The organism is Pseudomonas sp. Pse35 (assembly GCF_024519715.1).
GTDB classification, from domain to species: domain Bacteria; phylum Pseudomonadota; class Gammaproteobacteria; order Pseudomonadales; family Pseudomonadaceae; genus Aquipseudomonas; species Aquipseudomonas paracarnis.
In genome coordinates this window covers 100,431-114,225 of the sequence record NZ_JALJRP010000002.1, presented here as the reverse complement: position 1 = coordinate 114,225, position 13,795 = coordinate 100,431, and the positions used below count along the sequence as shown (strand labels likewise).

At 56.8% G+C, this 13,795-nt stretch carries 14 protein-coding genes and 2 pseudogenes; 4 read left to right on the top strand and 12 right to left on the bottom strand.

Annotation, left to right across the window (positions count from 1 at the left end):
* Window positions 1–14: 14 nt before the first annotated feature.
* The 3 genes from OC445_RS01240 to phoB all read right to left on the bottom strand — a co-directional run bounded on the left by OC445_RS01240 (window position 15) and on the right by phoB (window position 3,715).
* On the bottom strand, window positions 15–1,355 hold the full coding sequence (locus tag OC445_RS01240) for a hemolysin family protein (protein WP_003195620.1): 1,341 nt from the start codon (window positions 1,353–1,355) through the stop codon (window positions 15–17).
* Window positions 1,356–1,612: 257 nt separating this feature from the next.
* Window positions 1,613–2,899: a phosphate regulon sensor histidine kinase PhoR gene (gene phoR / locus OC445_RS01235; protein ID WP_233097291.1), complete on the bottom strand. Its 1,287-nt coding sequence runs from the start codon at window positions 2,897–2,899 to the stop codon at window positions 1,613–1,615.
* Between the two features lie 126 nt (window positions 2,900–3,025).
* On the bottom strand, window positions 3,026–3,715 hold the full coding sequence (gene phoB, locus OC445_RS01230; protein ID WP_003195617.1) for a phosphate regulon transcriptional regulator PhoB: 690 nt from the start codon (window positions 3,713–3,715) through the stop codon (window positions 3,026–3,028).
* Between the two features lie 152 nt (window positions 3,716–3,867).
* Here phoB and OC445_RS01225 point away from each other — a divergent pair, with 152 nt between their 5' ends.
* Window positions 3,868–4,245, top strand: a complete 378-nt coding sequence (locus OC445_RS01225) for a hypothetical protein (protein ID WP_054896059.1) — start codon at window positions 3,868–3,870, stop codon at window positions 4,243–4,245.
* A gap of 123 nt (window positions 4,246–4,368) precedes the next feature.
* Here OC445_RS01225 and ubiA read toward each other — a convergent pair whose 3' ends face one another.
* Together ubiA and OC445_RS01215 are read right to left on the bottom strand one after the other, a co-directional pair.
* Window positions 4,369–5,259 carry a 4-hydroxybenzoate octaprenyltransferase gene (ubiA, locus tag OC445_RS01220; RefSeq protein ID WP_014720511.1) on the bottom strand — a complete coding sequence of 297 codons (891 nt, stop codon included), beginning with the start codon at window positions 5,257–5,259 and terminating at the stop codon, window positions 4,369–4,371.
* Entirely contained in the window at window positions 5,259–5,822 is a 564-nt protein-coding gene (locus OC445_RS01215; RefSeq protein WP_034129121.1) for a chorismate--pyruvate lyase family protein, read from the bottom strand. Before OC445_RS01215 ends, ubiA begins: the two co-directional genes overlap by 1 nt.
* 195 nt (window positions 5,823–6,017) lie before the next feature.
* Here OC445_RS01215 and OC445_RS01210 point away from each other — a divergent pair, with 195 nt between their 5' ends.
* The 3 genes from OC445_RS01210 (at window position 6,018) to OC445_RS01200 (ending at window position 7,836) form a co-directional block, all read left to right on the top strand.
* Window positions 6,018–6,185, top strand: coding sequence for a rubredoxin (locus OC445_RS01210; RefSeq protein WP_014720509.1), 168 nt, complete (start codon window positions 6,018–6,020; stop codon window positions 6,183–6,185).
* A gap of 36 nt (window positions 6,186–6,221) precedes the next feature.
* Window positions 6,222–7,370 carry an NAD(P)/FAD-dependent oxidoreductase gene (locus OC445_RS01205; RefSeq protein WP_054896057.1) on the top strand — a complete coding sequence of 383 codons (1,149 nt, stop codon included), beginning with the start codon at window positions 6,222–6,224 and terminating at the stop codon, window positions 7,368–7,370.
* Window positions 7,371–7,560: 190 nt separating this feature from the next.
* The gene (locus tag OC445_RS01200) at window positions 7,561–7,836 is read left to right on the top strand and encodes an HU family DNA-binding protein (protein ID WP_003195589.1); all 276 of its coding nucleotides are present in this window, start codon (window positions 7,561–7,563) and stop codon (window positions 7,834–7,836) included.
* A gap of 129 nt (window positions 7,837–7,965) precedes the next feature.
* Here the strand turns inward: OC445_RS01200 and OC445_RS01195 are convergent, their stop codons facing one another.
* The 7 genes and pseudogenes from OC445_RS01195 to OC445_RS01165 form a co-directional block, all read right to left on the bottom strand.
* Window positions 7,966–8,628: a hypothetical protein gene (locus tag OC445_RS01195; RefSeq protein WP_082631491.1), complete on the bottom strand. Its 663-nt coding sequence runs from the start codon at window positions 8,626–8,628 to the stop codon at window positions 7,966–7,968.
* Window positions 8,629–8,764: 136 nt separating this feature from the next.
* The gene (locus OC445_RS01190; RefSeq protein ID WP_262019913.1) at window positions 8,765–9,424 is read right to left on the bottom strand and encodes a hypothetical protein; all 660 of its coding nucleotides are present in this window, start codon (window positions 9,422–9,424) and stop codon (window positions 8,765–8,767) included.
* Window positions 9,424–10,905 (bottom strand): annotated as a pseudogene (locus OC445_RS01185) (RHS repeat-associated core domain-containing protein); the annotation flags it as partial. The pseudogene OC445_RS01185 and the gene OC445_RS01190, both read right to left, overlap by 1 nt.
* Before the next feature lie 21 nt (window positions 10,906–10,926).
* Window positions 10,927–11,358, bottom strand: a complete 432-nt coding sequence (locus OC445_RS01180; RefSeq protein ID WP_034129265.1) for a hypothetical protein — start codon at window positions 11,356–11,358, stop codon at window positions 10,927–10,929.
* 84 nt (window positions 11,359–11,442) lie between these two features.
* Window positions 11,443–11,751 (bottom strand): hypothetical protein, encoded by a 309-nt coding sequence (locus OC445_RS01175; protein WP_034129264.1) that lies wholly within the window; start codon window positions 11,749–11,751, stop codon window positions 11,443–11,445.
* Window positions 11,748–12,299: a hypothetical protein gene (locus OC445_RS01170; protein WP_034129263.1), complete on the bottom strand. Its 552-nt coding sequence runs from the start codon at window positions 12,297–12,299 to the stop codon at window positions 11,748–11,750. The genes OC445_RS01175 and OC445_RS01170 overlap by 4 nt, the downstream gene beginning before the upstream one ends.
* Window positions 12,293–13,795: pseudogene (locus tag OC445_RS01165) on the bottom strand (RHS repeat domain-containing protein); the annotation flags it as partial. The gene OC445_RS01170 and the pseudogene OC445_RS01165, both read right to left, overlap by 7 nt.

Below are 13,795 nucleotides of genomic sequence, written 5' to 3'. Positions count from 1 at the left end.
CGACTGGTCTACAGTCAGTCCAGCAACAGCACCTTGGCCAACACGATCTTCGGCCCTTTCATCTTCTTGATGATGATCCGCAAGCCTTCAACTTCCAGCACTTCTTCTTCTTCCGGCACGCGCTTGAGCGTGTCGTAGATCAGGCCGGCCAGGGTTTCGGCTTCGATGTGGTCCAGGTCGACGCCCAACAGGCGTTCCACCTTGAACAACGGCGTGTCGCCACGCACCAGCAGTTTGCCGGGCTGGTAGGCGAGGATGCCGCGCTCGGCCTTGCGATGTTCGTCCTGGATATCGCCCACCAACACTTCCAGCACGTCTTCCATGGTCAAGTAGCCGATGATCTTGCCGTCAGCTTCCTCTACCAGGGCGAAGTGCGCGCCGCCTTTGCGGAACTGCTCCAGCAGTTGCGACAACGGCATATGCCGCGATACGCGTTCCAGCGGGCGGGTCAATTCGGCCAGGTTGAACGATTCGGGGATATGGTCCAGGGCAGCCAGTTCCAGGAGCAAATCCTTGATGTGCAGCAAGCCGACAAACTCGTTGCGCACCGCGTCATACACTGGGTAGCGGCTGAATTTATGGCGGCGGAACAGCGCGAGAATTTCCTTGAGCGGGGCGTTGAAGTCCAGGGTCACCAGGTCTTCCCGGGAGTTGGCCCAGTCCACTACTTCCAGCTCGCCCATTTCCACGGCGGAGGCCAGTACGCGCATGCCTTGGTCGCTGGGGTCCTGGCCACGGCTGGAGTGCAGGATCAGCTTGAGTTCTTCGCGGCTGTAATGGTGCTCATGGTGGGGGCCAGGCTCGCCTTGGCCCGCGATACGCAGGATGGCGTTGGCACTGGCGTTGAGCAGGTAGATGGCCGGGTACATCGCCCAGTAGAACAGGTACAGCGGCACGGCCGTCCACAGCGACAGCAACTCGGGTTTGCGAATCGCCCAGGATTTGGGGGCCAGTTCGCCGACCACGATGTGCAGGTAGGAAATCACGAAGAAGGCGGCAAAGAACGACACGCCCTTGATCACTTCCGGCGACTGCACGCCGACCGCGCCCAGCATCGGCTCGAGGATGTGCGCAAAGGCCGGCTCACCGACCCAGCCCAGGCCCAGGGACGCCAGGGTGATACCCAGCTGGCAAGCCGACAGGTAGGCGTCGAGCTGGCTGTGCACGGTACGCAGGATCTGCCCGCGCCAGCCGTTCTTATGGGCGATGGCCTCGACGCGGGTGGCGCGCAGTTTGACCATGGCAAATTCCGCCGCAACGAAGAAACCGTTGAGCAGTACCAAGATCAGTGCAAAAAGAATCATGCCGAAATCGGCGAAGAGTGTAGCGAGGGTAATGCCAGGGGAAGGGTCCATGATGGGGTTTTGCAGGTTCCGTGTGTTCAATAAGGGGTGACAGGTAGGCCTGAAAGGCAGGCGCAAGTCGGCCAATGTAGCGGCTGACGGGGCGCTTGCCTAGTGCCCGCTGCCGGGCGGGGCTGCAAAGTCGTGTCGCAGAACCCGTGTGGGAGCTGGCTTGCCTGCGATGGCGGTCTGCCTGCTACCGATAATTTGGCTGACCCGCCGTCATCGCAGGCAAGCCAGCTCCCACAGTGGGCCGTGCTCACTTCCGCTTAATCATCGGCCTCGACCGCTCGCGAACGGTTTACCTGCGCCGGCGCAAAATGACAGGTAAAGGTACTGCCATGCCCCAGCACGCTGCTGATTTCCAGGCGGGCCCGATGGCGCAGCAGCACATGCTTGACGATGGCCAGGCCCAGCCCGGTGCCGCCGGTGTTGGAGTTGCGGCTGGAGTCGACACGGTAGAAGCGCTCGGTCAGGCGCGGCAGGTGCTTGGCGTCGATACCGATACCCGAGTCCTGCACACTCAGGTGCGCGCCGTGCTCGTCGGCCCACCAGCGAATGCGGATATTGCCCTTGTCCTGGGTGTACTTCACCGCGTTGAACACCAGGTTGGAGAATGCACTGCGCAATTCGCCTTCACTGCCCTTGAGCAATACAGTTGGGTCGGCCTCCAGCGTAATTTGCTGCCCGCGTTCGCCCGAGAGGGCCTGGGCATCGTTCTTGATCGTCTGCAACAGGCTCTGCACCGCCACGGGGTGGTTGTCCGAGGGGTAGTCCGTGGCTTCAAGCTTGGCCAGCAACAGCAGGTCGTTAAGCAGGGTTTGCATGCGCGAGCCTTGCACTTGCATCTGCTGCAGGGCGCGGCTCCAGCGCGGGTTGATCTCATCGACATTGTCCAGCAACGTCTCCAGGTAGCCGCAAATCACCGTCAAGGGCGTGCGCAGCTCATGGGAAACGTTGGCGACGAAGTCTTTGCGCATCTGTTCCAGCTGGTGAATACGGGTCACATCACGTACCAGCATCAAGTGCTCGTTGTTGCCGTAGCGAGTCAGGTACAGCTGGATGCGCACGCGGTCGTTGGTGGGCGAGGGGATTTCCAGGGCTTCTTCGTAGTTGTCCTGTTCGAAGTATTCCTTGAAGCGCGGGTGACGCACCAGGTTGGTCACCGGCTGGCCGCTGTCCTGGGGCGTCTTGAGGCCCAGCAGAGTCTCGGCGGCACGGTTCCACCATTCCAGGTTGCCGTCGCTGTCGAGCATGATCACCGCGTCCTTGAGCGCGGCAGTGGACTCCTGCACCCGGTCGATCACCGCTTGCAGGCGCCCGCGTACCCGTTGGTCGCGGCGCTGCAGGTGGTAGATGCTGTCGAACACCTCGCCCCACAGGCCATAGCCATCGGGGGGGGCCTCATCGGGTTTGTGCTGGCGCAGCCATTCATGCAGGCGCAGCAATTGTTTGAGGGTCCAGCCCAGGTACAACGCGATGCCCGCAGCCAGGCTCCAGCCGTAGTAGCCGCTGACCAGCCCCACCAACAGGCAGCCGGTGACCAGCAAGAGCATGTGGCGGATCAGGGTGCCATGCCAGTTTTGGTTCAAGGTGCGTCCTTCGGAGCAGTTTCAAGTTTCAAGCTGCAAGCTCCAAGCTTAAGCAGTCCCGCTTTTAACTTGCGGCTTGTGGCTGATTGCTCAACCTTTGGTTGAAAACCGATAGCCGGTACCGCGCACGGTTTGTACCAGATTCTCGTACGCATCGCCCAAGGCTTTGCGCAGGCGGCGGATATGCACGTCCACAGTGCGCTCTTCCACATAGACGTTGCCGCCCCATACCTGGTCGAGCAGTTGGCCGCGGGTGTAGGCGCGCTCCTGGTGAGTCATGAAGAATTGCAGCAAGCGGTATTCGGTCGGCCCCATCTCCGCAGGCTTGCCGTCGATGGTCACGCGGTGGCTGATCGGGTCCAGGATCAAGCCGTCGACTTCGATAGGCGCTTCGCCATCGGTCGGGCCGGCGCGGCGCAGCACGGCTTTGAGGCGCGCCACCAGTTCCCGTGGGGAAAACGGCTTGGTGATGTAGTCATCGGCGCCCACTTCCAGGCCCTGGATCTTGTTGTCCTCTTCGCCCTTGGCGGTGAGCATGATGATCGGGATATCCCCGGTCAGCTCGTCACGCTTGAGACGGCGGGCCAATTCGATGCCCGAGGTGCCGGGCAGCATCCAGTCGAGCAGGATCAGGTCCGGCTTGCGGTCGACGATAATGGCGTGGGCCTGCTGGGAGTTCTCCGCCTCCAGGCAGTCATAGCCGGCCATTTCCAACGCGACGGCGATCATTTCGCGAATGGGCGCTTCGTCGTCAACGATCAGAATGCTCCTGCCAACCATGCTCAATCCTCTTGTCATTTAACTGTCTTGCGCCGCATTAGATAACGGAATTATTGCAGTCGTGTGACAGTAATTTAGTCGCTTGGGCAATTAACGGCACTCTGAACTACCCTTTGGGTCCGAATCCTGACAACCACAAAAGGAAGGTTCCGATGACTTACAGCACTGTTTCCTGGAAAACCCTGCTGGTATCTGCGGTGTTGACGCTGCCAGGGTTGGCGTTTGCGGCAGAGCCGGCGATGACTAAAGATGGGATGTTGGTGGACCACAAGGGCATGACGCTCTACACCTTCGACAAGGACGCTGATGGCAAATCAGTGTGCAAGGACCAGTGCGCGACCAACTGGCCACCGCTGAAGGCAGAGTCCACCGACACCAAGACCGGCGATTGGACGGTGATCACCCGCGACGACCAGACCAGCCAGTGGGCCTACAAAGGCAAGCCTGTCTACACCTACAAGGACGACAAGAAAGCCGGTGACAAGACCGGTGATGGCAAAGGTAGCGTCTGGCACATCATCAAGCCTTAAGTCTGCGGCGCTGCTGAGTCCATCGAGGGCAAGCCCCTCCCACATTTTTTTGATGTGCGAATACAATCAAAATGTGGGAGCTGGCTTGCCTGCGATGGCGCCCCAACAATCACCACAGAATCCTCAGCGAACCGCGTAATCCACCACGATCCCGACAAAAATCGCCAACCCCGCCCAGTGATTATGCAAGAACGCCTTGAAGCACTTCATGCGGTCCCTGTCCCGTGTGTACCAGAACTCCCAGACAAAACAGCCCGCTGCCGCCAGCAACCCGAGGTGGAACCACCCGCCCAGCTCGAACCGTGCGCCGGCCAGCAACAGGCACGCCAGCGCCAGGCCTTGCAGGGTGAGGATGATCACGCGGTCAGCGTCACCGAACAGAATGGCGGTGGATTTCACCCCGATCTTCAAATCGTCATCGCGGTCGGTCATGGCGTAATAGGTGTCGTAGCCCACCGTCCACAACAGGTTGGCGATGTACAGCAGCCACGCGGTGGCAGGCAAATGGCCGGTCTCGGCGGTAAACGCCATCGGCATGCCCCAGGAAAACGCTGCGCCCAGCACCACTTGGGGGTAATAGGTGTAGCGCTTCATGAACGGGTAGCTTGCCGCCAGTGCGAGGCCGCCCAGGGACAGCAGGATGGTGCTGGCATTGGTCAGCAGCACCAGCAGGAAACTGATGCCCATCAGCACGGCAAAAAACACCAGCGCTTCCTTCGAACTGATCTTGCCGCTCACCAGCGGACGTTGCTCGGTGCGTTTCACATGGCCATCGACCTTGCGGTCGGCCCAGTCATTGATCACGCAGCCGCCGGCCCGGGTGAGTACCACGCCCAGCACGAAAATCACGATATTGATCAGTGACGGCGAACCCTTGCCGGCGATCCACAGGGCCCACAGCGTCGGCCACAGCAGCAGGTAGATGCCGATGGGCTTGTCCATGCGCGTCAACTGAATGAAATCCCAGGCCCTGGGGTTCAGGCGGTTCAAGGACTTGAGCAGACGTTGGTACATCAGCAGTTCTCCGGATGATCTTGCAGCGCGTGCCAGAAACTCGGCAGGAAGACTTCCGCCACCAGCACGCTCAGCGCCCCGCGGTCGAAGCGCGAGCGGCGCGCCCACAGATTATCGGCCTGGTCCGCTGTCGGCAGCCAGGCACGAGGGTAGTGACACACTTCGATGGCCTGGCGGGTAAAGGCGCGGTCGCAGAACAGCAACTCGCCCAGCGAGCGGCTGCCCAGTTCGTCCATGTGCAGCCCGTCGCCCTGCAAGGCACTGCGGGCCGCCACGCTGCGGGCGAACACCCAAGGCTGGCCGTGCCCGCGCAAATACACCTCGCGTACCCAACCGATACTGGCCGGCGGCAGGTCCAGGGCGGCGCATTCGTCGTCGCGCAACGGTTGCCAGCCTTCGAACAGCGGCGTCACGCTGAAACCCTCGTTGGACAGCCACGTCAGCCGTCGCGTCAGCGAGCCTTCGTCAAACAGCCAGTTGAGGGTCAAGGGCGTGGGCAAGGGGCTCAGAAGGCTCTGGGTCAGCCATTGGCAAGCATCGGGAAGGGCGATTGAGTGCGGCACGGTGAGTCAGTATTGGCAGCAAAAGAGGCGGCGAGCTTACCATGGCACCCTGGGCTTTTGCCGTGCCAAACCCGTCGTTTGCGTCGAACGTGCTTGCATCTGCCGGCCCTGATCAGTACAAAACGCCCTGAGCCGCGCGGCAACGCTGGATCCATCGACCGCCGGCCAACACGCCTGAACCTGAGGAAGCATGTAATGAAGAAGTGGCAATGTATCGTCTGTGGCCTTATCTATAACGAAGCGGACGGCTGGCCGGATGACGGTATTGCACCAGGCACTCTGTGGCAGGACGTCCCGGAAGACTGGCTGTGCCCGGACTGCGGCGTGGGTAAGTCGGACTTCGAAATGATCGAAATCGCGTAATCCCGAATTTAAGAAACGTACTACAAGGAGAAAGGAATGAACGCACCTGTCGTGATCATCGGCACAGGATTGGCCGGTTACAACGTCGCCCGGGAGTTTCGCAAGCTCGACAGCGAGACCCCGTTGCTGCTGATCACTGCCGATGACGGACGCTCCTACTCCAAGCCCATGCTCTCCACCGGCTTTGGCAAGAACAAGGAAGCCGATGGCCTGAGCATGGCCGAACCTGGCGCCATGGCCGAGCAACTCAAGGCCCAGGTGCGCACCCATACGCGCATCAGCGGCATCGATCCAGGCCACAAGCGCCTGTGGATCGGCGAGGAAGCGGTGAGCTACCGCGACCTGGTCCTGGCCTGGGGCGCAGAAACCGTGCGCGTACCGGTCGAAGGCGATGCAGCTGAGCTGATTTTCCCGATCAACGACTTGGAAGACTACGCGCGCTTTCGTGCCGCTGCTGCCGGCAAACGGCGCGTGCTGCTGCTTGGCGCTGGCCTGATCGGCTGTGAGTTTGCCAATGATCTGATCCTGGGCGGCTATGAAATCGACCTGGTCGCGCCGTGTGAGCAAGTCATGCCGACCCTGCTGCACCCGGCGGCAGCCGCAGCGGTGCAAGCCGGGCTGGAAGGCATCGGCGCGCGTTTCCACCTGGGCCCGGTGCTCAATCGCCTGCAACGCACGGCTGATGGCCTTGAAGCGCACCTGTCGGACGGTGAAGTGATCCACTGTGACCTGGTGGTGTCTGCCATTGGCCTGCGCCCGCGTGTAGACCTGGCCGCAGCGGCCGGCCTGCAAATCAACCGCGGGATCATGGTGGACCGCCACCTCAAGACCTCCCACGCCAATATCTATGCCCTGGGCGACTGCGCCGAGGTCGATGGCCTGAACCTGTTGTACGTGATGCCGCTGATGAGCTGCGCCCGTGCCCTGGCGCAAACCCTGGCCGGCAATGCCACGGCGGTGAGCTATGGACCGATGCCCATCACCGTGAAAACCCCGGTGTGCCCGCTGGTGGTATCACCTGCGCCACGAGGCACTGAAGGCGTCTGGAGTGTCGAAGGGCAGGGTGCCGACATAAAGGCCCTGTGCCGCGATGCCAGCGGCCGCCTGCTGGGTTACGCACTGACCGGCAGCGCTGTCATGGAAAAACTGGCGCTGAACAAAGAACTTCCGCCGTTACTGGCGTAAATACCACCCGCTCTGTCGCAAACATCACGTTCATACCCCGAGAAAGGCCGCCGCGAGACTGGCGCGGCGCCCGAGGGCATGCCATCCTCACTCCCGTCTGCCGCAGAGTAGAGCCTGCGGCGCCTTGGCGCTGCTCCACCAGAGAGCAGCACGGACATAACAACAAAAAACCGTCAAAGAGGCTTCACATATGCGTAAACCAGATCTCGCAGCCGCCATCGCTGAAAAAGCCGATCTCACCAAAGAACAGGCCAACCGCGTCCTCAATGCCGTCCTCGAAGAAATCACCGGCGCCCTGCACCGCAAGGACAGCGTCACCCTGGTCGGCTTCGGCACTTTCCTGCAACGCCACCGCGGCGCCCGCACCGGCAAAAACCCGCAAACCGGTGAGCCAGTGAAAATCAAGGCGAGCAACACCGTAGCGTTCAAGCCGGGCAAGTCGCTCAAAGACAGCGTCAACCCGTAAGTTAAGCGGTACCGTCTCGAAGGGAGGCGGGGCGGTAAAGAAGATGGGCACGCCGACTGGGTCGGGTGCCCATTTTTTGTTGGGTGCTGATGCGTATGCCAGATTAAGCCAGCTCGCCTAATCGCATTTTCAGGTGAATTGAACTAGGAAATAGCCGCCCACATCCCCTTCCTTCAGCTTTTTCGCTCGATTATCGGCGAACACATAGCCGATACCTCCACCGAATATTCCTTCGTGACTAGGGCTGATTTTTGCAATATCGGCGTCGGTGAGTTGAGCCAAGAAATAGTAGCGAGGGCTTTCATACAAAGGGTCTTGCAACCAAGCAGGGCGCCCAAGGGCCTTGCTGATACCCGCGCCACTGTCCACGTCTTCCAATTCCTCCTCCATTTGTTCGGGAGTGAACGGTTGCTGGGCAATGTACGTTCGCGGAATTGGATCAACCAACGCAGCGGGTGTGAGTTCGGAAGTCGCCAGCGCGTGAAGCAGAACCTGGCTATGGCCAAGTTGAAGTTTTTCCATCTCGCTTTGTTGATGGACAGTCAACTTTCGTACAGACGATCGTGTGTACGTTTCGTCAGTTCGCTCAACGGAGACGAACACCGTAAGCGCCATCCCGGAGGGTATGAATGGGACGTCCAAGAACGTTGAGGTCATCGTAATCACCGGCAGCATAAGCTGACCGGTTTGCGGATCTTTAGGCCACAGTGCAAGGTCTGTAAGCCACGCACCTCCGCCTATTTGTCCAAGGTTATGGTCTTGCTCTGAGAGGATAATTTGATTGATACCCATAGCCGGTGATCCTTTAGAAACAACCTTTTCGTTTGGCGAATGACGTGGCAGAGCGCCTCTCGCTATGGATTTCGATCAAGCGATGCTCGGCATCGTAGATGAATGTTCCCGTTGACCTTGGGTGTTGTTCTGGCTATCAAGACAGATGCAGGTAAAACAGTTCCACTTCATTTGGATCTTCAGAGGACCTCAGCACAGCTTTGTATTTGTCTTCAAGTTTCTGATTTAGACCTTCGTTATATAGCAAATAAAGAGCAGGATAATCAGTGTTGGTGCGAATCCAGTCTTCCGAATCTGCTTCGTCAAACCAACATTGGGCTAATCCAATACTGGTCAGCAACTGCTCTTTCCAGTCAGGTTTTTCATCCGGGCTGTCAAATGAATACAACCATATTGAAAAACGCTCATTGAAGTTCTCAAGCGTTTCGCCGGGATTTTTTAGTGGCCGCCAGTCCGTCAGTTCGGCGACAACATGGTTGGAAGTCCGGGTTTTAATAGTCTTCTCGATAATAGACTGGGACCAGTTTTCCGGATATTCAAACCGTTCGTCTCGGAGTGCTTTATTAAGGACGTTGTTCACGCACGTCATCAGCGCTGGGTCCACTATCTGAAGCGTCAAGTGGAGAGAAAACCATCCCTTGCTCTTGGATAGATTTATCGTGTAGCGACGAACTCGACCACGCTCGCCATTCGTTTCAAAATTTCTGCCTTTTTTTAGCGCGTACCCATGTTTCGCAAAGGGTTCTGCTAAGAATGAGGTCAGTAACTTCAATATATCTTTTACAGTTTCAGTCATTACGGCAACCTCCATAGTGGGACCCTGGCTTCGCTAACGGTTACGCCTTTTGTGCTCTTTCCAGAATTACCAAATATGCCTTTCCCATCGGCGATGATTTTGTCTTTTGCAAGCTGGGCTTTAGACCGTACAGCACCACCTGACTTGACCTCAATTGCGACGACTTTCCCGGTTTTGTTATTTTTTATCAAAATGTCTACGTAGCGGCCTCTCCCTGCACCTGGAGTTTTGACATAAACCTGTGTACCGAGCACGGTCACTTTGGGATTATTTAATAGCTTCTGATGCACCAGGTTTTCAGCGGCTTTACCGTTGACTTTATTCTGCCTCCTTTGTGCTGAGGAACAGGCCCAGCCCCAGGGGTCTATCCAACCCGTCGGGTTAGGAGCGTATTGGTAAAGATTGCCGCCTCCCGCCAACCCAATCGGATCCGGCGTCGTAAACCTCCCCACATCCGGATCATAAAACCGAAACGTGTTGTAGTGCAGCCCAATCTCCCGATCCAGATACTGCCCCTGGAACCGCAAATTCTGCTCTTCGATAAAGTACGCTTCACGCACTTCTTCGTCTGCATTCCCCCACACCTGATAGCGCGCCTGCCACACCGTTTTCCCATCAGCTTCGGTCAGTTGCTCAGGCAATCCATTCAGGTCGTTGTGGTAGTAGCGCACGCTTTGATGCTCGCCCGTGCCGTCCACGCGAGCCAGCGGTATATAGCCGTCTTCTTCATAGAGATAGAGGCTGGTCTGGCTATGCCGATGCTCCTGCAGCAGGCGCAACCCCTCCCAATCAAAGCGGCTTTCACCCAACGGATAGCCGTTGCTGTCATGTTCGGTTTTAGCGATGCGCCGGCCGAGGGGGTCGTAGGTCATTTTCACGACCGTTTCGCGTCCATCCTTCTGGCTACGGATTTCGATCAGGCGATGCTCTGCGTCGTAGGCAAAAAGCTGTACGCCGCGTAGGGCACTGCGCTTTTCGATCATTCGGCCAAAGCCGTCATAACGATAGCGTTTGTCCTGATAGGTCAACAGCTTGTTATTCACCACCAGCCCCGCACTGGCTGACGGACCGTCCAGCAGGTTTGCTGCGGCATCGTAGGCAAACGTTTCTCGCTGGCCCTGAGCGTTGTCCTGGCTGGCGATAATGCGCCCGGTGGCGTCGTAGTGGAGCAGTTGGCGCTGGTCCCGACGGTTATCGCGGTCACGCTCCAGGCGGCCGATCAGGTTATCGGCCGGGTCATAGTCAAAGTGTTTTTGCTGGGCGGCCGGCAGTTGCGTGGGCTGGCCGTTGGGACGGCGTATCCGTGAGCGCAGGCGGCCGCTGCGGTCGTATTCGCTGCGCGTAGTGATCTGGCCTTGGGTACGCAGGACTTCACGGTGCAGGCGGTCGCGTTCGAAGTCGCAGATGACGCGCCCGTCGAGGTTGATCTGGTGCAGGTGGCCGCTGCCGTAGTACAGGCGGTTGAGCCAACGGTCGTCGGGTCATATAGTCTGGTCTCACTATCAAGTGTGGCCCGGTATCCAGAATAAATTTTTACCTCCGGATTTAATGATCTTCTCAATCAGCTCAGTAAATGATTTTGCGATCAGTGTGCTCTCATCGGCGGTCGGGTAACTGTCCCAGAACGAGTCGTAGCAGTAGCCAAATTGCGGGCCAGGTTTCAGGTTAATTGAAATTATTTGATCCGCACATTTAACGAGCGCGTACCAGTTAGCTGAGTCTGGGTCCTCCAAGTCTTCGTCCATAACGACAAAGTCGGAGCGTTCAAGTTCTGGCGCCTGAATCATGAAGCTGTACTGTGCCTTTGGATAGAAAACAGCGCTGCTGTAATGGTTATAAAAATCGGTCAAGTCATCGGGGACGGGATTACTCGGCAACCCAGTAGAAGGTGCTGTCGTGCAGTCAGCGTTTTCTATTAGATTAAGAATGTTCATCTTCCGCATCCATTGTAGATAAAGAGAATAACTTTAATTAAAACGAAATGCATCCATCCCTTTTTGCCTCAGCCATTTGATCCGTTACCAATCGCCTCGCCACTCATCAGCATACTCTGATGTTGGGTCAAGGCCGACAATTTTTCCTAAGGTATAAATGTGTTCAAATATAGATTCGCGTTCGATAGTTTCTATTTCATTCTCGAAATAATTAATGTTAAGTATGCACTTTTTGAAGTGTTCCAAGATGGTTGATTGATTTGTTTTTTCAGGAAGTTGTTGCAATTCACTGATAAGTGCTTCGAGCAGCCTCGTTATCTTGGCGATAAGTTTTTTTTCACCCTCTAGATTAAGGTGATGCTTTTGAAAGTCCTGTAACTCTTTGTTTTTCATTTGGTTGTACTCAATTTTTTGGCGTGTGGCGCTGAGATGCCTTTGAATAAGAATTCTTTGGATTTGTCCCAATTCACTCCGTTTTCAAAATAGTTTATTAAACGATTTTGTAGCTTTTCTGGATCGCCGATCATGCCTGATAATTCATATTTATAAATGGTGTCGAGGTCGTCGGTTAATGTTAAGTTGCTTTTCAATGTAATTGCATCAAGAGTTTCAAAAGAATCAGTCAGTTCTATAAGATCCGCGCCGTAATTGCCGCCAATAATAGCTCTCAGCATTTTTTTTTCGGGAGGGCGCATGTCTATGCGGACTTTATCCGATGACGGCTCACTTATGGCGAGGCCCTTCAAAGCCTTCGTGGACGCGAAGATAAAAAATAGCGGGTCGACTTTTTGGAGGTTTACACCTGTCCAGGTATCCTGAGTATTTGTCAAGTCGAAAAACTGCAGGTAGTAGTTTTCACGCATCTGGACAAGCGTGTAGAGGTCATCTTTTAGTTTTAAACTTAGAATCTTGCCTTCTTGCCATGTGATCTTCTTCAGCATCTTCCGGGACCTTTGAATTTCTTAGTTGATTTTTGAGGTTTGACGCCTCTATGTTTATCTGCGGCCGCGAGATAAATATCCCGTCTTTTGTTATTCGGGCCGACAGGTCTTTGTTTGTTCGCGACAGGGCCTTCTTTCAATTTGTCTTCATATATTCTTTGTTCCAGGCCCCTTGCAATGTCTTTTCCTTTTTGCCCATCTCCTTTGAATACTGCCTCTGGTGCAACGTCAAAAATTTGCTTATTAGGATAGCGGTAGTCCAACACAGCTTGCGCGGAATGCCCCAACCCAGGCTTGCTGGCGTAACCCACATAAGGTTTACCGTCTTTCACGCCGACGTAAGTGATGTGTGTCGCTTTCGCAGGGTCACCTGCCCATCCCCACGGGTCAATCCAACCAATGGGATTCGGCGCGTACTGGTAAAGATTGAATCCACCCATCAACCCAATCGGATCCGGCGTCGTAAACCGCCCCACATCCGGATCATAAAACCGAAACGTGTTGTAGTGCAGCCCAATCTCCCGATCCAGATACTGCCCCTGGAACCGCAAATTCTGCTCTTCGATAAAGTACGCTTCACGCACTTCTTCGTCCGCATTCCCCCACACCTGATAGCGCGCCTGCCACACCGTTTTCCCATCAGCTTCGGTCAGTTGCTCAGGCAATCCATTCAGGTCGTTGTGGTAGTAGCGCACGCTTTGATGCTCACCCGTGCCGTCCACTCGAGCCAGCGGTACATAGCCGTCTTCTTCATAGAGATAGAGGCTGGTCTGGCTATGCCGATGCTCCTGCAGCAGGCGCAACCCCTCCCAATCAAAGCGGGTTTCACCCAACGGATAACCGTTGCTGTCATGTTCGGTTTTAGCGATGCGCCGGCCGAGGGGGTCATAGGTCATTTTTACGACCGTTTCGCGTCCATCCTTCTGGCTACGGACTTCGATCAGGCGATGCTCTGCGTCGTAGGCAAAGAGCTGTACGCCGCGTAGGGCACTGCGCTTTTCGATCATTCGGCCAAAGCCGTCGTAACGATAGCGTTTGTCCTGATAGGTCAACAGCTTGTTATTCACCACCAGCCCCCACTGGCTGACGGACCGTCCAGCAGGTTTGCTGCGGCATCGTAGGCAAACGTTTCTCGCTGGCCCTGAGCGTTGTCCTGGCTGGCGATAATGCGCCCGGTGGCGTCGTAGTGGAGCAGTTGGCGCTGGTCCCGACGGTTATCGCGGTCACGCTCCAGGCGGCCGATCAGGTTATCGGCCGGGTCATAGTCAAAGTGTTTTTGCTGGGCGGCCGGCAGTTGCGTGGGCTGGCCGTTGGAACGGCGTATCCGTGAGCGCACGCGGCCGCTGCGGTCATATTCGCTGCGCGTGGTGATCTGGCCTTGGGTACGCAGGACTTCACGGTGCAGGCGGTCGCGTTCGAAGTCGCAGATGACGCGCCCGTCGAGGTTGATCTGGTGCAGGTGGCCGCTGCCGTAGTACAGGCGGTTGAGCCAACGG